This is a genomic window from Nocardioides daejeonensis, assembly GCF_003194585.1.
Taxonomy (GTDB): domain Bacteria; phylum Actinomycetota; class Actinomycetes; order Propionibacteriales; family Nocardioidaceae; genus Nocardioides; species Nocardioides daejeonensis.
This window is the reverse complement of sequence record NZ_QHKZ01000006.1, coordinates 208,100-228,934: the sequence shown is the minus strand read 5'-3', so window position 1 is coordinate 228,934 and position 20,835 is coordinate 208,100. Positions and strand designations below refer to the sequence as shown.

Here is a 20,835-nt window from a genome sequence, read left to right as displayed (position 1 = left end):
TCAGGGTTCCTACCTCTCACCACTAAGACCGGCGAGGCCGCGGCTTCGGTTCCCTGAGTCAGGTCGCTGGTTCAGGCCGGCGCGCTCAGCGCAGCGAGTACGTGGCGAGCGAGACGCCGACGTAGTGGGTGATGAAGGCCAGCACGGTGAAGGAGTGGAAAACCTCGTGGAAGCCGAAGGTGAGGGGCCAGGGGTTGGGGCGCTTGAACCCGTAGACCAGGCCGCCGAGGGTGTAGAGCACGCCGCCGACCGCAACGAGCACCAGGGCGGCGATGGCGATCCCGGCCTGGTAGCGGCCGGCGCCGTCGATGAACTGCGGGATGAAGAAGACCGCGGCCCAGCCGAGCGCGATGTACATCGGGGTGTAGAGCCAGCGGGGCGCATCGGTCCAGAAGACCCGAAAGACGACCCCGAGGATGGCAGCGACCCAGACCACGCCGAGCAGGGTCGCTCGGGCTGTGCCCTCCAGGAAGAGCAGCGCGAACGGCGTGTAGGAGCCGGCGATCAGCACGAAGATGTTGGCGTGGTCGAAGCGCCGCAGGAACGCCCAGGTCTTCGGCGACCAGGTGCCCCGGTGATAGACCGCGGAGACCCCGAAGAGCACCAGCGCCGAGATCGTGAAGACCGTCGAACCGATCCGCGTCGTCGTGGTGGGGGAGAGGGTGATCAGCACGATGCCGGCCGCAAGGATCAGCGGCACGCTGGCGAGGTGGAGCCAGCCACGCAGTCGAGGCTTGATGTCGACGACAGCCTCCTCGACGCGCTCGACGAAGTCGTCGAAGCCGTCGCGGACCGCGTCGACGCGGGTGCGGATCAGGTCGTTCATGGGGCATAACTTACCGGACCGTAGGTTGCGAGTCAGGGGAATGCGTTGCACCTCACCGTGGCCCGGGGGTGGTTACCATCAGCCTGTGGCGAAGTGGAAGGACGCGATCCGGCGTGCGCTCTATCCGGCGTACGAGGCGCGGATGGTGCGCGCCCTTCCGCGTGACCGCCTGCCCAAGCACATCGGCGTCATGCTCGACGGCAACCGGCGCTGGGCGAAGGCGGTCGGCGCCGACACCGCACACGGTCACCGCGCCGGCGCGGCCAACATCGAGCCGTTGCTCGGCTGGTGCGAGGAGGTCGGTATCGAGGTGGTCACGTTGTGGCTGCTCTCCACCGACAACCTCAACCGCCCGGCCGCCGAGCTCGAGCCACTTCTCGACATTATCGAGGAGGCGGTGCTCTCCCTCGCCGACCAGCGACGCTGGCGGGTCCACCCGGTGGGCGCCCTCGACCTGCTGCCGCAGCGCACCGCCGCCCGTCTCAAGGAGGCGCAGGAGCTGACCCGCGACGTCGACGGGATGCTCGTCAACATCGCCGTCGGCTACGGCGGCCGCCGGGAGATCGCGGACGCCGTCCGCTCGATCCTCCTCGAGGAGGCGGGCGTCGGCACCACGATGGAGGAGCTGGCCGCCAAGATCTCGGTCGAGCAGATCGGTGAGCACCTCTACACCAAGGGGCAGCCCGACCCCGATCTCGTCATCCGCACCTCCGGAGAGCAGCGGCTGGGTGGCTTCCTGCTCTGGCAGAGCGCCCGCAGCGAGTTCTACTTCTGCGAAGCCCTGTGGCCCGACTTCCGGCGCGTCGACTTCATCCGGGCGATCCGCGCGTACGCCGACCGCGAGCGTCGCTTCGGCCAGTGACCTCCGAGACCCGGATAGAGGTTCCTCCCGGCCTCGAGACCCAGCGGCACCTGGGAACGGAGTGGGCTGACTGGCTCGACCAGCTGCCCGCACTGACCAGCGAGGTGCTCGCCGACTGGCAGCTCGACCTCGAAGGTCCGCTCTGGCACGGCTTCTGCTCGCTCACTGCTCCGGTGCGCACAGCCGACGGCAGTACGGCGGTCCTCAAGATCGGGCTGCCCGACGCGGAGTCGGAGCACGAGCACCTCGCCCTGCAGCGCTGGCAGGGTCGTGGAGCGGCGCGGTTGAAGCGGGCCGACCCGTCCCGGAGGTCGCTGCTGCTCGAGCGACTGGAGCGCATCGACCTCACCGACCAGTGGGACGAGGAGGCCTGCGCGATCGTCGCCGGCCTCTACCGACAGTTGCACCTGCCCGCGCTGCCGCAGCTGCGCGACCAGGCGGCGTACGTGCGCGGCTGGGCGGACGACCTGCGCCTGGACCTGGCCACGGTGCCGATCCCGCGCCGGATGGCCGAGCAGGCCCTGGCGCTGGCTGCCGAGCTGACCGCGGAGCCGGGCACCGCGCTCTTGCATGGAGATCTGCACTACGCGAACGTGCTCCGAGGCGAGCGGGACGGCCACGCGCAGTGGCTGGCGATCGACCCGAAGCCCACCGCCGGCGACCCCCACTACGAGCTCGAGCCGATGCTCCGCGACCGCTTCGAGGAGTACGGCGTGGTGGGGACCGTTCGAGACGGCATCCGGCGGCGCTTCCACACCCTGGTCGACGTGGCGGAGTTCGACGAGGACCGGGCCCGCGGCTGGGTGGTGGTGCGCAGCGTGCTCAACGCGCACTGGGCCTATCAGGACGCGGTGCGGGCCCAGCGTGCGCCGACCGCGGAGGAGCGCGAGCACATCACGCGGTGCATCACCGTCGCCAAAGCGGTGCAGGACTAGGCCGTGTTGCTCAACGCCACGGCCTGCTGCGCGGGCCAAGACCTTCGCAACACGACCTAGCGTCGCAGCGGGTCGAAACCGGCGAGGGCGGCCGGCGTCGTGCCGGTGCAGATGGCGTCGGCGAGCAGGCGTCCGGTGGCGGGGCCGAGAGTCATCCCCTCCATGGCGTGGCCGCCGGCGACGTAGACCCGGGGTGACGCGGTGGCGCCGACCAGGGGGAGGCCGTCGACTGTGCAGGGCCGGGAGCCGACCCACTCCTCGGAGCGATCGTCGAGGTCGACCCCGCGCAGCAGTGGACGCACCGAGTCGACAAGGGCACGGATCCGGCGCGGGTCGAGCGGGGCGCCAGGTGAGCGGAACTCCATCATGCCAGCGATGCGCATCCGGCCTTCCAAGGGCGTGCAGACCGCCGAGCAGCCGGGGAAGTAGACGGGACCGACAGGCAATGCCTCGGGGACGACGGAGAAGCTGTAGCCGCGCCCGGCCCGGACCCGTGCGCGGACCCCGAACGGAGCTGCCAGCGCTGGCAGTGCGACACCGGTGGCGAGCACCACGGCGTCGTACTCCTGCTCGACCGCGGATCCGGCGACGCGGATCCGGCCTGCGTCCCCGCGGAGTTCGGTCACCGCGGTGACCTCGACGCCGTAGCGGGTGTGGGCGCCGCGTGCGCGGACCGACTCCGCCAGCGCGGCGACGTACGCCGGAGGGTCGAGGTAGCGCTGCCCGTGGAGCAGCAGGGCGCCCCGCACCTGCTCCGAGAGCATGGGCGCGAAGGCCCGTGCCTGCTCGGCGGAGAGCGGCTCGAGGTCGACCTTCTGGCCGAGTGCGGCGAGCTTCTCGCCCTCTGCGTACATGCCCCGGACCTGCTCCGGTGAGGTGTAGCCGAAGACGAACGGCTCGGCCTCGCGGATCGGGCCGTCGACGCCACCGGCGGCGAGGGCATCGTAGGCATCGAGTGCCTGAGTGTTGATCTCCAGCAGCTTGCGTACGCCGGCCCGCCAGCGGCTGGCGGTGCTGTTGCGGCCGAGCCGTGCGAGGAAGCCGATCAGGCCAGGGTCGGCGGTGGGCGGCACGTAAAGGGGCGAGCTGGGACGAAGCAGCTGGCGCACGCCGTAGGCGAGCATCGAGGGCTCGGGCAGCGGTGTACTGAGCGTCGGGGTGATCCATCCCGCGTTGCCCCAGGAAGCCCCGGCGCCGGGGCCGACGGCGTCGAAGACGGTCACCTCGACGCCGCGTTCCTGGAGGAACCAGGCAGTGGAGAGGCCGAGCATCCCGGCTCCGACGACGGCGACCGTCCGTGGCGAGCGGCTCATCGGCGACTCACTTCCCACCCACGCTGCCGGCGACGGCGTTGTCGTGCTGTGGGACCTCCGCCCGGGCGACTGCGCGTGGCTTCACCCAGAGGTGGTGCACGGCATAGCAGACCGGCACTACGGCAAGTCCGATTGCCAGGGAGAGCCGTTGCGTGGAGTCGAACGCCATCGAGGCGAAGACCGCGGTGTTCATCAGGACCACCAGGATCGGTGTGATCGGGAAGAGCGGAGCGGCGTACGGCAGGTCGGCGACGTCCCCGCCGTCGGCCAGGTACTGCTTCCGGAAGCGGTACTGCGACCAGGCGATCGTCATCCAGCTCAACGCCCCACCGACGCCGCTGACCGACATCAGGAAGACGAAGAGAGTGTCCGAGGCGACCACGCTGGAGAGGAGCGACAGCAGCCCGAAGACCATGGTGAAGACCAGCGCCATGATCGGGATGCCGCGCTCGGTGGTGCGGCCGAAGGCCTGGGGCGCGGACCTTTCCTGCGCCAGCGACCAGAGAATGCGTGTGCACATGTAGAGGCCGGTGTTGCCCACGGAGAGGATCGCGATGAGCACCACGAAGTTCATCAGGCTGGCTGCGTAGGGGATGCCGATCTCGTCGAAGACGGTGACGAAGGGGCTCTCGTCCAGCCCGACCTCGTTCCAGGGGATCAGCGCGATCAGCACCACGATGGCGCCCAGGTAGAGGAAGACGAGCCGGAAGACGATGGTGCGGACGGCGCGCGGGATGGCCTTGCGCGGCTCCTCGGTCTCGCCGGCGGCGACCCCCATCACCTCCGAGCCCATGAACGTGTAGACGACCGTCATCATCGCGGCGAAGACCGCGCCGAACCCGGCGGGGAAGAAGCCGCCCTGCTCGGTGAAGTTGGAGAGGCCGGGCGCCTCGTGGCCGTCCATGCTGATGACGCCGAAGACGGCGAGCCCGCCGAGCACGATGAAGAGGCCGACGGCCAGGACCTTGATGCCGGCCAACAGGTACTCGGTCTCGGCGAAGGAGCGGGCGGTGAAGCAGTTGATCAGGAAGAGGATCGCGATGAAGAGTGCCGACCACATCCAGGTGGGGGAGTCAGGGAACCAGTAGCGCATCACGATGCCCGCGGAGAGGAACTCCAGGCCGATGAAGCTTGCCCAGCTGATCCAGTAGATCCACCCGATGGTGAAGCCGGTGCCCGGTCCGATCAGCTTCGTGGCGTGCGCCTGGAAGGAGCCGGAGACCGGCATGACCGCAGAGACCTCGCCGAGGCAGACCATCGTCAGGTAGAGGAGGAGCCCACCGACGACGTACGCCGTGATGGTGCCGCCGGGGCCGGCCTGGCTGATGACATCGCCGGTGCCGAGGAAGAGGCCGGTCCCGATCACGCCGGCGAGGGTGATCATGAACAGGTGCCGGCTCTTCATCACTCGCTTGAGCGTGCCGGTCTCGTGCTCCTCGGAGGCTGGTGACCCCGCCATACGGAAACTCCCTCGGATCGTGCGCCGGTGTCCCCGAGGGACGGGCGCGAGGCTCTGTCGTTGAGGAACGCTGATCCATCTCGCCTGCTGCGCGCCGCCGATGTGGACCAGCACTTCCTTAACTGACTGTTCAATCAGTCAACGAGGGATACAGTGCGGCGTGCATCACACCGTTGTCAACCCTGGGGGGCGATCCGGGTGGCCCGGACTGCCGCTTCGCTGTGGCTACGATGTCGGCCGTGGCGCGCGTGAAGAAGGATGCGGAGGACCGGCGTGGGGACATCCTCGACGCGACCCTCGAGCTGATCGAGGAGCGGGGGATCGACCAGCTCCGCGGAGCTGATCTGGCCAAGCGGCTCGGGGTCAGCGCCGGCTTGATCTTCTACCACTTCGAGAACCTGCAGACCCTGGTGATCTCTGCGCTGCGTCATGCGGCCAGGCGGGACCTCGACGGGCTCGAGGCGGTGCTCGCCCGCTCCGAGGGAGATGTCGAGAGCCGGCTGCGTGCGGTCCTCCGCGAATACGGACCCACCGGCACTGCGTTCGGCTGGCGACTCTGGGTGGAGTCGTGGTCGGCGAGCCTGCGCAGCCCGGAGCTGCGTGCCGTGGTGCGCGACCTCGACGTCGGTTGGCGCGACGTGATCGTCGGGCTCATCGACGAGGGGGTGACGGCGGGTGTCTTCGCCTGTCCTGACCCGGCGGGCGCGGGCTGGCGGCTGACCGCCCTGCTCGACGGTCTCGCCGTGCAGCAGGTTGTCTTCGACGAGGCCGTCACGGAGCGGCAGATGGAGGAGTGGACCGAGCTCGCGCTGCAGCGCGAGCTCGGGCTCGGGGCCGGTCGTCGCTGACGTCGCCGTGGGCAACGACCTTGACCGGCTCGTGTGCTCGTTGCCATACTGACTAAGCACTCAGTCAGAAATGCGACGACCAGGAGTCCTCATGTCCATGACGCTTCCCAACGCGATCGACGCTGCAAGCGCGACGCGCGACGACCAGGCCTTCTTCGAGGCGACCTGGCGCGACACCGAGAGCGAGGCCACCGGCTACCTGGTCATCGACCGCCTGGTGCGCGGCGTCTCGTCGGGCGGCCTGCGGATGCGGGCCGGGTGCACGCTCGACGAGGTGCGCGGCCTGGCACGCGGGATGACCCTCAAGGAGGCGATCCACTTCGAGGAGGGTGCTCGCTACGTGCCGCTGGGAGGAGCCAAGGGTGGCATCGACTTCGACCCCTATCACCCGGACGCCGACGGCGTGCTGCGCCGCTTCCTCCAGGCGATGAGCGCCATGATCGAGAAGCACTGGACGATGGGCGAGGACTTCGGGGTCCAGCAGGCGACCATCGACGCACTGCTTCCGGGCCTCGGCCTGCGTAGCTCCATCCAGGCCGCCGAGCAGGTCGTCGACGACCCGGAGGCCGCCCGCCAGCGGATGGCCACGGCCTTCGGCAGCGCCGTCGACGGGATCAGTCTCGACGAGCTCGTCGGCGGGTACGGCGTCGCGGAGTCCGCGCTGACCGCGATGGAGCGGCGCGGGGTCGAGGCCGACGGTGCGACCGCGGTCATCCAGGGCTTCGGCTCCATGGGCGGTGCGACCGCCCGCTATCTGGCCGCCGCCGGCGTCAAGATCGTCGGCATCGTCGACGTCGAGGGCGTCGTCTTCAACGAGGCCGGCCTCGACGTCGAGACCCTGCTGCGCACCCGCAGCGCCAAGGGCAACGTCGACCGCGCCGCGCTGCGCCCCGAGGACCAGCAGCTCGACTCCGCGCAGTGGCTCTCGATCGAGGCCGACGTGCTCGTCCCCGCCGCCGTCTCCTACTGCATCCACGAGACCAACCAGGCCGAGGTCAAGGCCCGCCTGATCGTCGAGGCCGCCAACATGCCGGTCACGCCCGAGGCCGAGGTGCTGCTGGCCGAGCGAGGAATCGCGGTCTCCCCGGACTTCGTCGCCAACTCCGCCACCAACGCGTGGTGGTGGTGGGTCTTCTTCGGTGATGTCGACGGCACCCCCGGGCAGTCCTTCGCGAAGATCAGCGACCGGATGCGCGCGCTCAGCCACGAGATGTTCGACCGTGCGGAGGAGCAGGGCACGAGCCTGCGTACCGCGGCGTTCGAGCTGGCCTCGCAGCGCCTCGACAGCATCGGCGCGAAGTTCCCCACCCACCTCGTCGGCTGAGTCCGACCCGCATCCAGGAGGCATCCATGTCATCGACCCTCGTCAACGGAGGCCAGGCACTCGTCGACGCGCTCGTCGCGCACGAGGTGGAGACCGTCTTCGGCATCCCCGGCACCCACAACCTGGCGATCTACTCCGCGATCAAGGAGTCCCCGATCCGCCACATCACGCCGCGCCACGAGCAGGGCGCGGGGTACGCCGCCGACGGCTACGCCCGCGTCAGCGGCCGTCCGGGTGTCGTGGTCACCACCACCGGCCCGGCGATCCTCAATGCCGCAGCTGCTGCCGCCCAGGCGCAGTCGGACTCGATCCCGGTGCTGTTCATCGCGCCCGGCATGCCGCTGCAGCACCCGGGCGGCTACAACGGCCTGCTGCACGAGGTGAAGAGCCAGTTCGACGCGATGAGTGCCGTCGTCGCACACGCCCAGCGGGTGACGAGCGTCGAGGAGATTCCGCACGCGGTGGCCCAGTGCTTCGCCGCGATGACCAGCGGACGCCCGCGGCCGGCGTACCTGGAGATCCCGCTCGACCTGCTGGAGAAGGAGGCGGAGGTGCGGGCGGAGGCTCCCGTCCTCACCCCGCCCGCCGCCCCCGGTACGTCGCAGCTCACCGACGTGCTCGACCTGCTGGCCGGCTCCGCGCGGCCCCTGGTGGTAGCCGGCGGCGGGGCCAGCGGCGCCGCCACCGAGCTGCGCGCGTTCGCCGAGGCGATCGACGCCCCCGTGGTGACCAGCGCGAACGGCAAGGGGCTCCTCCCTGAGGACCACCCACTGGCACTCGGCGCCGGCGTCCACCTCGAAGCGACGCTGGAACTCGTCCGGGAGAGTGACCTCGTGGTCGCGGTCGGCACCGAGCTGGCACCCGCCGACTGGTGGTGGGGGCCGGTGCCCGAGACGCCGCTGGTGCGCATTGACGTCGACCCGCTCGCGGTCAACACCAACGCCCGGCCCGCCGCCGCCGTCGTGGGCGATGCCGCTCTGGCTCTGGGCGCGCTGAACGCCGGCCTGGAGCAGCGGTCGGCGATGTCGTGCGACAACGGTGGCGCCGCGCGTGCCGAGTCGTGGCGCGCCCGCCTGAGCGCGGAGGCGCGCACCATGGGTGCGGCGTACCTGGGGCTGTGCGAGTCGTTGGCCGAGGTGCTGGAGGACGACGCCGTGGTGACCGCGGACCAGTCGATGTCCTGCTACTACGGGCTGATGGCCAACCTGCCGCGCTACCGGGCGCGCTCCTTCCTCTACCCGGCCGGCCTCGGCACGTTGGGCTACGCGCTGCCGGCGGCGACCGGAGCGAAGCTCGCGCTTCCGGATCGCCAGGTGGTGGCCGTGCTCGGTGACGGCGGCGTGATGTTCAGCGTCGCTGAGCTGGCTGCGGCCGCGGAGGCGGGTCTTGCGCTGCCGGTGGTGATCGTCGACAACGGCGGCTACGGCGAGATCCGCAACGAGATGCGCGACCGTGACGGCCGGATCATCGCCGTGGACCTGCCCGGGACCGACTTCCCGGCGCTGGCTCGGGCAATGGGCTGTGAGGGAGTCGCCGTCGACTCCTACGCGGAGGTCGGCCCCGCCGTGCTCGAGGCGCTCTCGGCGGATCGGCCGACCCTGATCCACGTGCGCGAGCCGGCCGCCTGAGCACGTTGCCGAAGGTTCACCTCCCGGCCACCACGCGCACGGGCGTGTCTACCGAATCGGCGCGCGCCGGCGGTTAGCGTCGATCGTGTCGACCGGTGGGGAAGCCGGACCGATGCCAGGAGGCCCGCTCGTGAGTGATCGCGACCAGAGACGAGACCAGGTGGCGGTCGCTGCCTGTGCTCGGCGAGGGGGCCGGCACTCCGGCCTTCGGGTGACCCGGCCCAACCGTGTGAGTTAGCCGGGCGAGGAGTGCGCGTCGGGCTTGTGAGGGGTACCCAGTGGCTGCGAAGCGCTCCAAGAAGGCCATCCGCACCTACGTCCTCGACACCAGCGTCCTGCTGGCGGACCCGGGCGCGATCCGCCGGTTCGACGAGCACGAGGTCGTTCTCCCGGTCGTGGTGATCACCGAGCTGGAAGGCAAGCGACACCACCCTGAGCTCGGCTACTTCGCCCGGTCGGCGCTGCGGATGCTCGACGAGCTCCGGGTGCTGCATGGCCGGCTCGACCAGGCAGTGCCGATCGGCGAGGGCGGCGGCACGCTGCGGGTGGAGCTCAACCACACCGATCCGGCGGCGCTCCCCAGCGGCTTCCGGCTCGGTGACAACGACACCCGGATCCTCGCTGTCGCCAAGAACCTGGCGGCGGAGGGCTCCGACGTCACGCTGGTCTCGAAGGACCTGCCGCTGCGGATCAAGGCCTCGGCGGTCGGCCTCTCGGCGGAGGAGTACCGGGCGGAGTCCGTGCACGAGTCCGAGCGCGGCTGGACCGGCATGGACGAGCTCGAGATTCCCGCCGCCCTGCTCGACGAGCTCTACGAGGACGGCGTGCTCCTGCTCGACGAGGCGCGCGACCTGCCCTGCCACACCGGCCTGGTGCTCCTCTCCGACCGAGGTACGGCGCTGGGCCGGGTCGGCCCGGACAAGCAGGTCCACCTGGTCCGCGGCGACCGTGAGGCGTTCGGCCTGCACGGCCGCTCCGCGGAGCAGCGGGTGGCGTTGGAGATGCTGCTCGACCCCGAGATCGGCATCGTCTCGTTGGGCGGGCGGGCCGGGACCGGCAAGAGCGCGCTGGCGCTGTGTGCCGGCCTGGAGGCGGTGCTGGAGCGCGGCCAGCACAAGAAGGTCGTCGTCTTCCGGCCGCTCTTCGCTGTCGGCGGCCAGGAGCTGGGTTACCTGCCGGGCACGGAGTCCGAGAAGATGTCGCCCTGGGGGCAGGCGGTCTTCGACACCCTCGGCGCGGTCACCAGTCAGGACGTGATCGACGAGATCGTGCACCGCGGGATGCTCGAGGTGCTGCCGCTGACCCATATCCGGGGCCGCTCACTGCATGATGCGTTCGTGATCGTCGACGAGGCGCAGTCGCTGGAGCGCAACGTGCTGCTCACCGTGCTCTCCCGGATCGGCGCGAACTCCAAGGTGGTGCTCACCCACGACGTCGCCCAGCGCGACAACCTGCGGGTCGGCCGGCACGACGGGGTGGTCGCGGTGGTCGACAAGCTCAAGGGCCACCCGCTCTTCGCGCACGTCACGCTGACCCGATCGGAGCGGTCGCCGATCGCGGCGCTGGTCACCGAGATGCTGGAGCACGTCACGATGTAGCGGCAGTGACCTGTGTGACGGGAGTGGCGACGTACCGAAGGAATGTGCGTCGCCACTCCCACTTTGTGGGCGGTTCGGTTTGTCCCGACCGGCCTCGTCGGGCATGGTGGTTCCCGGACTGCTTCTGGTTGGGGGATCACGAAGAGGTCTTGCTCCCTGCTGTCTAGCCACGAGTCGGTCTGTGTCGAAACACAAGAAGTACGTCCCGAAGCACCGGGCTCCCGCCGTCGGCGCGCCCAAGCGGATCGTGCGGACCACCGTCGTCATGTCGGGTATCGCCGTCGCCGCCACGGGTGCCACTGTTGCGAGCGGCGTGCTCGGCGGCAGCGCCGGCCAGGTGGCCGCGAGCACGGCGGGCGCGAGCCTCGCCGGTGCCGACGTGACGCTGGACGCCGAGACGCTCAACGAGCGCGCCCGGCAACAGCCCGTCTCCCGCTCCGGCCTGCGTGACGAGGTCGACCGCCGCGACGCCGACGTCGCGGCGCCCGAGCCGGCGCTGTTGAGTGCCGAGACGGAGGGCAACGCGATCACCCGTACTGAGGACGTCACCGGTGGCGACCCGAAGGAGATCGCGAAGGCCCTGCTGGCCGAGTTCGGCTTCGGCAGCGACCAGTTCAGCTGCCTCGACTCGCTGTGGACCCGCGAGTCCAACTGGCGCGTCAACGCAGACAACCCGACCTCCAGCGCCTACGGCATCCCGCAGGCGCTCCCGGGCTCCAAGATGGCGTCGGCCGGCGCTGACTGGGCGACCAACCCGGCGACCCAGATCCGCTGGGGCCTGGGCTACATCCAGGCCCGTTACGGCACGCCGTGCAGCGCCTGGGGTCACAGCCAGGCCCGCGGCTGGTACTGATGACCGTCGCGGAGCTGGCGCTGGAGACGCGCCTGCTCCTCGCGTTGGCCGGTGCGGTCTTCCTGTGGGCTCTCGCGCTCGGGGTCCTGAAGTACCGCCAGATCCTCGCCTCGCCGACCGGCCACGCGCACCCGTACGTCGACATCGCGCATCGCTCAGCGCTGATGTACTCCTTCGCGCTGCTGCTGTTGGCGGTCTTCGCCGAGCTCAGCACCTGGCCGACCGCGGTGGACGCGACCGCCGGCCTGATCGCGGCGTTCTTCTTCGTCGCGGCGATCGGCTCCTACCACTGGCACGGCGTACGCCGCGACACCGACAACCAGCTGCGTCACCCGGACCGCCTCGTGCGCACCTTCATGGTCGCCCTCATCGTTGGTGAGATCGGCGGTTCCGCGGTCCTGGTGGCGGGCTTCCTCCAGGCCTGGCTTCGGTCGTAGACCCTGGCGCTCAGCCCAGCGCCGGCTCGGTGACGAGCACGCAGCGGGTGCCGCTGTAGATCGTCGGCATGCACTTGTTGCAGTGCGTGCACAGCGACGGGGTGGTGGGCTGCGTCTGGAGCCGGTTGACCAGGTCGGGCTGACGCAGCAGCGCCCGCCCCATCGCCACGAACTCGAAGCCTTCCGCCATGGCCAGATCCATGGTCTCCCTGGTGGTGATGCCGCCAAGCAGGATGAGCGGCATCGACAGCTCGTGACGGAACTGCCGGGCCTCCTCCAGTAGGTAGGCCTCCTGGTAGGGGTAGGCGCGGATGAAGACGGGACCAGCCGCTTTGAGACCCGCACGCATCGGCTGGGGGAACGCCTCAGCGAACTCCCTGCGGGGCGCATCGCCGCGGAAGAGGTACATGGGATTGAGAAGGGAGCTGCCCGCGGTCAGCTCCAGGGCGTCGAGGGCACCGTCCTCCTGCAGCCACCGGCCGACCTGCAGGCTCTCCTCGATCCGCAGCCCGCCGGGGACCCCGTCGTCCATGCCGAGCTTCGCGGTGACCGCCAGCCGATCGCCGACCGCCTCGCGCACGGTGCGGGCGATCTCCCGGGCCAGGCGGGCTCGGTTGGCCAGGGGGCCACCCCAGGCATCTGTGCGTCGGTTCAGCAGAGGGCTGAGGAAGGAGCTGGTCAGGTAGTTGTGGCCGAAGTGCAGCTCCACAGCGTCGAAGCCGGCCTCGTGGGCGAGGCGGGCAGCCTGTGCGTGTGCATCGATGATCCGGCGGATCTCGGCCTCGTCCGGTCGGTGGGTGCGCGCCATGCCGAGCGGGCTGAAGAGCCGGCCGGGGGCGATGGCCGGAAGCCGGTTGCTGGCGGCGTTGGCGACCGGACCGGCGTGGCCGAGCTGGGCACTGGCGGCCGCACCCTCGGCGTGGATCGCATCGGTCAGTCGGCGCAGGCCCGGCACTGCTTCCGGACGCATCCAGATCTGGTGCCGGTCGGTGCGACCCTCCGGGGAGACCGCGCAATACGCGACCGTGCACATGCCGACGCCTCCCGCGGCCGGGGCCTGGTGGTAGGCGATCAGGTCGTCGGTGACGAGTGCATCCGGTGTCCTCCCCTCGAAGGTGGCCGCCTTGATGGTCCGGTTGCGCAGCTGGACACCGCCGAGGCGGGCAGGGGAGAAGACGTCGAGCATGGAGCCTCCGCAGCGATGGATGATCGCTAGGATTGAAACACGTTCGACAACCGACGTTGTCGGAACGGGGTCAGCCGAGCTTCTTCTTCTGCACCTTGCCCATCTCGTTACGCGGCAGCCCGTCGACGAAGCGGATCTCGCGGGGGCGCTTGTGCGCGGAGAGCTCGCTGCCGACGTACGCCGTCAGCTCCGTCGCCAGCGCCTCGGCGTCAGCGACCTCGCCGCGAGCGACGATGAACGCGACGATCCGCTGGCCCAGGTCCGGGTCGGGCAGGCCGACGACGGCGCACTCGGCCACGCGGGCGTGCCCCAGCAGGGTCGACTCGATCTCGCCCGCACCGATCCGGTAGCCGCCCGCCTTGATGAGGTCGACCGATTCGCGACCGACGATGCGGTGCGCACCGTCGGCGGCGATGCACGCGACGTCGCCGGTGCGGAACCAGCCGTCCTCGGTCCACGACTCCGCGGTCGCGTCCGGTCGGTTCAGGTACCCGTCGAAGACGGTCTCGCCGCGCACCTGCAGCTGCCCGACGGACTCGCCGTCGTGCGGCACGTCGTTGCCGTCCTCGTCACGCAGCCGGGTCTCCACGCCCCGGATCGGTACGCCGACCCACCCCGCTGCTGGGACGGCGTCGGCGCGCGTGGCGACGGTGATCAGGGTCTCGCTCATGCCGTAGCGCTCCACGACCTGGTGTCCGGTGAGCTTCTCGAGCTCCTCGAAGACCGGGACCGGGAGGGCGGCGCTGCCCGAGACGAGCAGCCGGGCGCCGCGCAGGGCCTCGGCATGCTCGGGGGCCTCGGCGACCCGACTCCAGATCGTCGGGACGCCGAAGAACATGGTCGCTCCCCGACGTGCGGCCTCGGCGTAGCGATCGGGGGTGCCCTTGCCGACATGCGTCAGGCCGCCGCCGACGCGGAGCGGCCCGAGCACCCCGAGGATCAGGCCGTGCACGTGGAAGAGCGGCAGGCCGTGGGCGAGCACGTCGTCGCCCGTCCAGGCCCAGGCGTCGATGAGGCCGTCGAGTCCGGCGGCCACCGCACGGCGGGGGATCAGCACGCCCTTCGGCAGTCCGGTCGTGCCGGAGGTGTAGAGCACGAACGCGGTCTGGTCGGGCGTGGTCGCAACGGCGCGGTGCTCCGCGCGGGCGCCCAGATCCACGGGCAGGTGGACGACCTCGGGCGCCTCGGCGACGGCCGCAGCAGACGGCGCGGGGCCCACCCAGAGCTCGGGTGCGCTGTCGGCGAGGACATGGCGCAACTCGGCGGCGCCCGAGTCGGGCGGCACCGGCAGGACCTGGACGCCGGCCAGCAGCCCGGCGACCACCGAGACGACCGTCTCCATGCTCGCGGTGGCGTTGACCGCGACCCGGGTGCGGCCGGTCAGCTGCTCGGCGACGGCCGACGCCGCCCCCAGAAGCTCTTGCGGCGTCAGGGTCACGCCGTCGACCGTCACCGGGTGTCGGCCCTCACCGTTCACCAGGGCAGGAAGCAGGTCGTTCATCGGCCACCTCGTCGGCTCGCATGCGGATCGGGAGTTCGATCCTCCCGCATCGTCGCGACCATGCTCCACGTGGGCGGCCACCACAGCAAGGCCGATGCTCCGGCAAGAGTTGCCAACCCGTGACGGTCAGTCGCGGCAGACGAACATCGTCACGTGGCCGGCGTACTCGCGGGGGGTGTCGAACTCGGGGAGCTCCCAGCGCACGTCGTCGTGGCCGGTGTCGAGGTAGGTCAGGGCGGCAGCTCGGTCGTCGAAGACGGCGCGCGTGCGGAAGTCGGAGCGGACCACCTCGGAGAAGTGCGCACGCAGCTGTTCCTCGCCGTTCTCGCTGGAGAAGCCGGGCTGCACAGGCGCCCCGCCGGCCTCGACCCGCAGGTCGGCCAGGTGGTCGGAGCCGATGGTGATGGCGACGAAGACGCCGTCGGGCCGCAGTACACGGCGTACCTCGGAGAGAGCCCGGGGCCGGTCGGCCACGTGGTAGAGCATCCACAGCGCCGCGACGGCGTCGTAGGAGTCGTCGGGCATGGGCAGGTCGGTCGCGTCGAGCACCCGTGCCTCGACGCCGCGCTGACGGGTCACCGCGACCATCCGCTCGGACTGATCGCTGGCGAGCACCCGGATCGGGCCGGCGGCCCGGAGGCGGGCGGCGAAGGCACCGGTGCCGCAACCGAGCTCGAGGACGTCGTGGGCTCCGGAGGCGACGATGGCATCCAGGGCGGCCGTGGCCGGATCGCCCTCGGGGCCGGGCTGCCAGAAGCCTCGCCGGGCCTCCAGCCGCTCCTCGGTGAGGTACTGCTGGTGGACCGTCCCGATGTCTTCCATGCCCTCGACGGTAGTCCCTGACGGCAAGTCGGCGCCGGGGCTCCCGGCGCCGACCTGTCCGTCCTCGGCCTACTTCACGCGTACGACGTCACGTGCCATCCGGGTGCCGTCCAGGCGCACGGTGACCAGGTAGCGGCCGGCTCGCGGAGCCTTCAGCCTGAACCGGTCGCCGCGCACGGTCTCGGTGCGCTTGACGGTCTTCAGCGAGCGGTCGGCGATGGGTGCCCAGCGGACCTTCAGCACGCTCCCGTCGGGGATCGCACGCGTACCGACGAACGCAGGCGTACCACGCTTCACGGCGGTGGGCAGCGGTTCGACGGCCGGAGTCGCAGGTGGTGTGGGCTCGTCGTTGAGAGCGCGGACGAGGTCGGCCACGGCCGGGACCTCGGCTGCCCCGACGGAGCGGTCGGCGTCCAGGACGCCGAAGGTCACCCAGCCCTCCCTGAGCAGGTAGGCGTCGGTGCCGGGCGCGTGTGGCTCCGTGCCGCGCGCGCCCACGATCCTGTACTCGATCTCCTCGGTTGCCGGATCGTCAACGCTGTCGTCGTACCCGAAGGCAGCCGCAGACGCCTGGGAGTTCGCGGCGTAGCGCACACCCTGCAGCGCGGGATGTCCGTCACCGACCAACGGGTAGTTGATGTTGAGGAACTGGCCTCGGGGCAGCAGCGGCAGGCCGCGGTCGAGCAGGTCGACGACGAGGTCGGCGGTGGCGCCGTAGGCGGCGGTCGCCTCCTTGCCGCGCTCGGTCTCGGTGCTGACCGCCAGCGCTGGGATGTCGAACATGCCGGCGGCGACCGTGGCGGCGCCGATGGTGCCGGAGAAGTTGGTGTCGAAGCCGGTGTTGGAGCCTACGTTCGTGCCGGAGATGACCAGATCGGGCCGCTCGTCGCCGAAGACGACGTCGAGCCCGAAGAGCAGCGACCCGGCGGGGGTGAGGTCGACGGCCCAGATGTTGTCGTCCTCGGCGACCGGGTGGGTGGCGGTGGTGGTGCCGCTGAACTGGACTCGAGCGCTGACGCCGCTCTGGTTGGTCAGCGGGGCGACCATGGTGACGTCGTGTCCTGCCGCGACCAGGGCGTCGTAGACCGCATTGATGCCGGGAGCGCTGTAGCCGTCGTCGTTGGTGAGCAGGATGCTCAGGGAGTCGGTCGGCAGGCTGGCCGACGCGACCGTGGGCGACGGGTCGGGGGACGCGGCGGCAAGGAGGCTGGGAGTGGCGACGAGTGCTGCGGCGAGCACGCCGACACCGGCCATGGTGGAGCGAGACAAGGGAGGGACCTTTCCGGCGGGAACGGGTGACGGCTGTCACACGCTGCGCAGAAAGGTAGAAGCAGGTGTCGGAGGGCGGCGCCGCACTTCCCGGCGACCGGGACGCTGCGACGGTGGCTCAGGCGCGGGTCATCGACTCGACGTCGAGGGCCCGGTCGAGCTCGTCCAGGGTCAGGTCACCCCGGTCCACGTAGCCCAGTGCCAGGACGGTCTCGCGGATCGTGCGTCCCTCGGCGAGTGCCTGCTTCGCGACCTTGGCCGCCGCCTCGTAGCCGATGTGCCGGTTCAGCGGCGTGACCACCGACGGGGACGACTCGGCGTAGCGGCGCATCCGCTCGACGTCGGCGGTGATGCCGTCGACGCAGCGGTCGGCGAGGAGCCGCGTCGAGGTGGAGAGGATGCGCACCGACTCGAGCAGGTTGCGCGCCATCATCGGCATCATCACGTTGAGCTCGAAGTTGCCCGCTGCGCCCCCGGTCGCCACCGCGGCATCGTTGCCGATCACCTGTGCGCAGACCATCAGCGTCGCCTCCGGCAGCACCGGGTTGACCTTGCCGGGCATGATGCTCGACCCCGGCTGCAGGTCGGGCAGGTGGATCTCGGCGAGCCCCGTCGTCGGGCCGCTGGACATCCAGCGCAGGTCGTTGCAGATCTTGGTGAGGCCGACGGCGACCGTGCGCAGCACCCCGCTGAGCTCGACCAGCGAGTCCCGGGTGCCCTGCGCCTCGAAGTGGTTGCGCGCCTCGGTGAACTCCTGGCCGGAGCGCTCGCTCAGGGTCGCGATCACCGCGGCTGCGAAGCCTGGAGGGGTGTTGATGCCGGTGCCCACCGCCGTACCTCCCAACGGCAGCTCCCGCACCCGGGGAAGTACGTCGGCAAGTCGCTCGGCGGCGTACCTGACGGTGGCCGCCCAGCCACCGAACTCCTGGCCGAGCATCACCGGGGTGGCGTCCATCAGATGGGTGCGGCCCGACTTGACGACGGAGGCGAACTCGGTCGCCTTCGCCTCCAGTGAGCTCGCCAGGTGATCGAGGGCGGGCAGGAGATCCTCGCTGACCGCGAGCGCTGCCGCCACGTGGATGGCGGTGGGGAAGGTGTCGTTGGAGGACTGGCTGGCGTTGACGTGGTCGTTAGGGTGCACCTCCACGTCCGCCGCTGCCGCCAGCGAGGCAAGCACCTCGTTCATGTTCATGTTGGAGCTGGTGCCGGAGCCGGTCTGGAAGACGTCGAGCGGGAAGTGCTCACCGTGTTGCCCGCCGGCGACCTGAGCGGCGGCCTCGTCGATCGCCCGGGCCTGGTCGACGCCGATGACCCCGAGGTCGGCGTTGACGGTCGCCGCCGCGCCCTTGACCAGAGCGAGCGCGCGGACCAGACGTGGCTCCAGGGTCGTGCCGCTGATCGGGAAGTTCTCCACCGCGCGCTGGGTCTGAGCGCGCCAGAGGGCGTCGGCGGGTACCCGGACCTCGCCCATGGAGTCGTGCTCGATGCGGTAGTCAGCCATGTCCCGAGCCTAGCCTCGCCTCTTGAGGTCCGTGAGGCGGATGGGGCCGGGGGTACGTCGGGGAGGGTGCGGGTCGGCAGGTCAGCCGAGGACGCGTGCGCTGGTGGCCGAGCGTGCGCGGATCCGCAGGATCAGGGTCAGGGCCGCCTTGAAGTGGTCGTTGGGCTCTTCGAGGTTCCACCCCATGACGGCCTCGACCCGCCGGAGCCGGTCGGCGACCGTGCTGTGGTGCACGTGCAGGCCATCGGCGGCGCGACGCAGCGTGCCGTACATGAAGAACGCCTCCAGGGTGTCGATGTCGATCGCCCCCGACTCGGTCGCGGCGATCTCGTCGAGGCGGCGCAGGTCGGGATGGGCGAGCACCTGGGCGACCGGGAGATGCGTGATGAGCTCGAGGGCGCCCAGCTTCTCGTGGGCGATCGCCCGCCTGCCGTGCCATCGGGACGAGGTGAACTCCAGGGCGCGTCGCGCCTCCTCGTGGGAGCGCGGCGCCTCCAAGACGTGCACGTGAGTGCCGATCCCGATCCAGGGGCCTCGCTCGTCGGGGGTCACTCGGTGGCTGGGATGCTCCGCGGCGATGAGCTCGTGCAGGTCGAGGGCGAGCTCTCCGGCGCTCGCCTCCGGCGCCCGGACGACGAAGCAGGTGAGGTGGTCACGCGTTGCGCCCCGATGCACCTTGCGGCCGGTGAGCTCCGCGATCATGCTCGCGATCCGCCCGGCGGTCGCCGCGGTATCGGCGGTGGAGGCGACGAGCGCCTGCACGGTCTGGTTCGGATCGATGCCGGTGAGCTCCGCGGCGCGGATGCGCCGGTCCCAGCCCTCGGCGTCGGAGAGCACCATGTCGACGAGGCCGCTGTCGCCCAACGACGGCGGTGGCATCGCGCCGCTCCGGAGGCGCTGGAGGAGGCGCAGTGCGGCGGCGACGCTGCTGCTGGCGGCATGCGGTGAGAGCGTCGACCACGGCGCCTCGACGAAGGACGCGGTGACCTACAAGGACGGTTTCACGGTTGTCGAGGCGGCGGACGCGACGCCAGCCAGAGGCGGGCAGCTGACCTTCGCAGGACTGGGGGAGCCACGCTCGCTGGACCCCGCCGTCACGATCGCCGCCGGCACCACCGGTGGCGTCGAGATGTTGAACATCTACGACTCGCTCACCCGGTACGACGTCGCTACGGCGAGCTTCGTGCCGCAGCTGGCCGAGTCGGTGGAGACGGCCGACGGCGGCGTGACCTGGACCGTGGAGCTGCGGGAGGGCCTGCGCTTCACCGACGGCTCACCGCTGGACGCCGCCGCGGTGAAGCGCAGCCAGGAGCGGTACGTCGCCACTCCGGGTCCGGAGGCCGGCCTCTGGGCGGCCAACGTCGAGAAGGTCGCGGCGGCCGGTGGCACGGTGACCTACACCCTGCGCCAGCCGTGGATGTCCTTCCCGAGTGCGTTGAGCACGGGACCCGGGATGATCGTGGCTGACTCCTCCGGCTCGGGGGAGGAGTTCAAGCCCGTCGGCGCAGGACCGTTCCTGCTCGACCGCTGGGCTCCCCAGGAGCAGCTGGTGCTCAAGGCGAATCCCGACTACTGGGCCGGGGCACCGGCTCTGGAGTCGCTCCGGTTCGTCTACATGCCTCATCAGCAGGCGAGCCTCGACTCCCTGGAGTCCGGGGAGGTCGACATGGCCCTGGTGACCGACCCGGAGAAGGTCGACCCGTTGATCGAGGCCGGAGCACCGGCGTACGTGAGCATGGTCGGCGTCGGGAGCATGGTGCTGGTCAACGCGAGCGAGGGACGTGCGGGCGCAGACCCGCGGGTGCGGCAGGCGATGGCGATGGCCGTCGCTCCCGAGGCGGTCTCGTCGCGGGCCTACGGTGGCAAGGCGCTGGCGTCGACCACGATGTTCCCCGACTACTCGCGTTGGCACACTGCCACGGCAGGCCCGAAGAGCGACCCGGACCGGGCGCGCGAGCTGGTGAAGGAGGCGAAGGCGGACGGCTTCGACGGGACGCTGGTCTATCGAAGCGTCAACGACCCGGGTGCCCGCAACTCGGCCCTGGCGGCCAAGGCGTCGCTCGAGGCGGTCGGCTTCAAGGTCGAGCTCGACTTCGCCCGCGACATCGGGCAGCTGATCGGCAAGGTGGCCGTCGAGAAGGACTACGACCTCGCCAAGTGGGGTCTCAACTATCGCGACGCAGATCCCTTCTCGAAGATGTATGCGACGTTGCACTCTGCCGGCGGTCAGGGCTTCGGCATGGCGACCAGCCCGGAGCTGGACGGCCTGCTGCTGGAGCTGCAAGGAGCGACTGCCGATGCCCAGGGGGTGGCCGTCATGGACAAGATCCAGCAGGAGATCAACGAGCTGGTGCCGTTCTTGAACTTCGGGCCGTTCGCCGAGGTGATCACCTGGAACGACGACGTGCACGGCATCACGGGCAGCGGTAGCACGATGGTTCTCTTCGACAAGGCATGGCTGAGGGGCTGATCC

The 20,835-nt window shown here is 70.5% G+C and carries 18 protein-coding genes; 9 read left to right on the top strand and 9 right to left on the bottom strand.

Annotation, left to right across the window (positions count from 1 at the left end; genetic code table 11):
• Positions 1-85 precede the first annotated feature (85 nt).
• Complete coding sequence (gene trhA / locus DNK54_RS16520; RefSeq protein WP_110208091.1) at positions 86-826, bottom strand: PAQR family membrane homeostasis protein TrhA; 741 nt, start codon at positions 824-826, stop codon at positions 86-88.
• An 85-nt stretch (positions 827-911) separates the two neighbouring features.
• Between trhA and DNK54_RS16515 the strand changes: the two genes are divergently transcribed.
• Both DNK54_RS16515 and DNK54_RS16510 read left to right on the top strand, forming a co-directional pair.
• Positions 912-1,688 (top strand): isoprenyl transferase, encoded by a 777-nt coding sequence (locus DNK54_RS16515; protein WP_420846384.1) that lies wholly within the window; start codon positions 912-914, stop codon positions 1,686-1,688.
• Positions 1,685-2,623, top strand: a complete 939-nt coding sequence (locus DNK54_RS16510) for an aminoglycoside phosphotransferase family protein (protein WP_239460145.1) — start codon at positions 1,685-1,687, stop codon at positions 2,621-2,623. The genes DNK54_RS16515 and DNK54_RS16510 overlap by 4 nt, the downstream gene beginning before the upstream one ends.
• Positions 2,624-2,679: 56 nt before the next feature.
• Here the strand turns inward: DNK54_RS16510 and DNK54_RS16505 are convergent, their stop codons facing one another.
• Both DNK54_RS16505 and DNK54_RS16500 read right to left on the bottom strand, forming a co-directional pair.
• Positions 2,680-3,936, bottom strand: a complete 1,257-nt coding sequence (locus tag DNK54_RS16505) for an NAD(P)/FAD-dependent oxidoreductase (protein ID WP_110208089.1) — start codon at positions 3,934-3,936, stop codon at positions 2,680-2,682.
• 7 nt (positions 3,937-3,943) lie between these two features.
• Positions 3,944-5,395: an amino acid permease gene (locus DNK54_RS16500; protein WP_110208088.1), complete on the bottom strand. Its 1,452-nt coding sequence runs from the start codon at positions 5,393-5,395 to the stop codon at positions 3,944-3,946.
• Positions 5,396-5,634: 239 nt separating this feature from the next.
• Here DNK54_RS16500 and DNK54_RS16495 point away from each other — a divergent pair, with 239 nt between their 5' ends.
• From DNK54_RS16495 to DNK54_RS16470, 6 genes are all read left to right on the top strand, one after another.
• The gene (locus DNK54_RS16495) at positions 5,635-6,243 is read left to right on the top strand and encodes a TetR/AcrR family transcriptional regulator (protein ID WP_204164648.1); all 609 of its coding nucleotides are present in this window, start codon (positions 5,635-5,637) and stop codon (positions 6,241-6,243) included.
• Between the two features lie 91 nt (positions 6,244-6,334).
• Positions 6,335-7,567 (top strand): Glu/Leu/Phe/Val dehydrogenase dimerization domain-containing protein, encoded by a 1,233-nt coding sequence (locus DNK54_RS16490; RefSeq protein ID WP_110208086.1) that lies wholly within the window; start codon positions 6,335-6,337, stop codon positions 7,565-7,567.
• A 26-nt stretch (positions 7,568-7,593) separates the two neighbouring features.
• The gene (locus DNK54_RS16485) at positions 7,594-9,195 is read left to right on the top strand and encodes a thiamine pyrophosphate-binding protein (RefSeq protein WP_110208085.1); all 1,602 of its coding nucleotides are present in this window, start codon (positions 7,594-7,596) and stop codon (positions 9,193-9,195) included.
• A 278-nt stretch (positions 9,196-9,473) separates the two neighbouring features.
• A complete protein-coding gene (locus DNK54_RS16480; protein WP_110208084.1) occupies positions 9,474-10,793 on the top strand; it encodes a PhoH family protein in 1,320 nt (439 codons plus the stop codon).
• Positions 10,794-10,974: 181 nt separating this feature from the next.
• Complete coding sequence (locus DNK54_RS16475) at positions 10,975-11,646, top strand: aggregation-promoting factor C-terminal-like domain-containing protein (protein WP_110208083.1); 672 nt, start codon at positions 10,975-10,977, stop codon at positions 11,644-11,646.
• Positions 11,646-12,083: a hypothetical protein gene (locus tag DNK54_RS16470; RefSeq protein WP_110208082.1), complete on the top strand. Its 438-nt coding sequence runs from the start codon at positions 11,646-11,648 to the stop codon at positions 12,081-12,083. The genes DNK54_RS16475 and DNK54_RS16470 overlap by 1 nt, the downstream gene beginning before the upstream one ends.
• Before the next feature lie 10 nt (positions 12,084-12,093).
• Here DNK54_RS16470 and DNK54_RS16465 read toward each other — a convergent pair whose 3' ends face one another.
• The 6 genes from DNK54_RS16465 to DNK54_RS16440 form a co-directional block, all read right to left on the bottom strand.
• Positions 12,094-13,269: an NADH:flavin oxidoreductase gene (locus tag DNK54_RS16465; RefSeq protein ID WP_110208081.1), complete on the bottom strand. Its 1,176-nt coding sequence runs from the start codon at positions 13,267-13,269 to the stop codon at positions 12,094-12,096.
• A 70-nt stretch (positions 13,270-13,339) separates the two neighbouring features.
• Positions 13,340-14,770 carry an acyl-CoA synthetase gene (locus tag DNK54_RS16460; protein ID WP_110208080.1) on the bottom strand — a complete coding sequence of 477 codons (1,431 nt, stop codon included), beginning with the start codon at positions 14,768-14,770 and terminating at the stop codon, positions 13,340-13,342.
• Positions 14,771-14,896: 126 nt separating this feature from the next.
• Entirely contained in the window at positions 14,897-15,592 is a 696-nt protein-coding gene (locus tag DNK54_RS16455) for a class I SAM-dependent methyltransferase (protein ID WP_110208079.1), read from the bottom strand.
• Positions 15,593-15,661: 69 nt separating this feature from the next.
• Positions 15,662-16,861 (bottom strand): 5'/3'-nucleotidase SurE, encoded by a 1,200-nt coding sequence (gene surE, locus DNK54_RS16450; protein WP_162602509.1) that lies wholly within the window; start codon positions 16,859-16,861, stop codon positions 15,662-15,664.
• A 118-nt stretch (positions 16,862-16,979) separates the two neighbouring features.
• Positions 16,980-18,362: a class II fumarate hydratase gene (locus tag DNK54_RS16445; protein ID WP_110208077.1), complete on the bottom strand. Its 1,383-nt coding sequence runs from the start codon at positions 18,360-18,362 to the stop codon at positions 16,980-16,982.
• An 81-nt stretch (positions 18,363-18,443) separates the two neighbouring features.
• Entirely contained in the window at positions 18,444-19,241 is a 798-nt protein-coding gene (locus DNK54_RS16440) for a PucR family transcriptional regulator (protein ID WP_110208189.1), read from the bottom strand.
• Between DNK54_RS16440 and DNK54_RS16435 the strand changes: the two genes are divergently transcribed.
• A complete protein-coding gene (locus DNK54_RS16435) occupies positions 19,201-20,832 on the top strand; it encodes an ABC transporter substrate-binding protein (RefSeq protein WP_162602508.1) in 1,632 nt (543 codons plus the stop codon). The two genes, DNK54_RS16440 and DNK54_RS16435, sit on opposite strands and share 41 nt — an antisense overlap.
• The last annotated feature ends 3 nt before the right edge of the window (positions 20,833-20,835 follow it).

Coding starts and splice junctions, on each gene's coding strand:
- DNK54_RS16455 (WP_110208079.1), bottom strand. CDS start 15,592: ATGGAAGACATCGGGACGGTCCACCAGCAGTACCTCACCGAGGAGCGG.
- DNK54_RS16440 (WP_110208189.1), bottom strand. CDS start 19,241: ATGCCACCGCCGTCGTTGGGCGACAGCGGCCTCGTCGACATGGTGCTC.
- DNK54_RS16470 (WP_110208082.1), top strand. CDS start 11,646: ATGACCGTCGCGGAGCTGGCGCTGGAGACGCGCCTGCTCCTCGCGTTG.
- DNK54_RS16505 (WP_110208089.1), bottom strand. CDS start 3,936: ATGAGCCGCTCGCCACGGACGGTCGCCGTCGTCGGAGCCGGGATGCTC.
- DNK54_RS16490 (WP_110208086.1), top strand. CDS start 6,335: ATGTCCATGACGCTTCCCAACGCGATCGACGCTGCAAGCGCGACGCGC.
- DNK54_RS16460 (WP_110208080.1), bottom strand. CDS start 14,770: ATGAACGACCTGCTTCCTGCCCTGGTGAACGGTGAGGGCCGACACCCG.
- DNK54_RS16485 (WP_110208085.1), top strand. CDS start 7,594: ATGTCATCGACCCTCGTCAACGGAGGCCAGGCACTCGTCGACGCGCTC.
- DNK54_RS16445 (WP_110208077.1), bottom strand. CDS start 18,362: ATGGCTGACTACCGCATCGAGCACGACTCCATGGGCGAGGTCCGGGTA.
- trhA (WP_110208091.1), bottom strand. CDS start 826: ATGAACGACCTGATCCGCACCCGCGTCGACGCGGTCCGCGACGGCTTC.
- DNK54_RS16435 (WP_162602508.1), top strand. CDS start 19,201: ATGTCGACGAGGCCGCTGTCGCCCAACGACGGCGGTGGCATCGCGCCG.
- DNK54_RS16500 (WP_110208088.1), bottom strand. CDS start 5,395: ATGGCGGGGTCACCAGCCTCCGAGGAGCACGAGACCGGCACGCTCAAG.
- DNK54_RS16465 (WP_110208081.1), bottom strand. CDS start 13,269: ATGCTCGACGTCTTCTCCCCTGCCCGCCTCGGCGGTGTCCAGCTGCGC.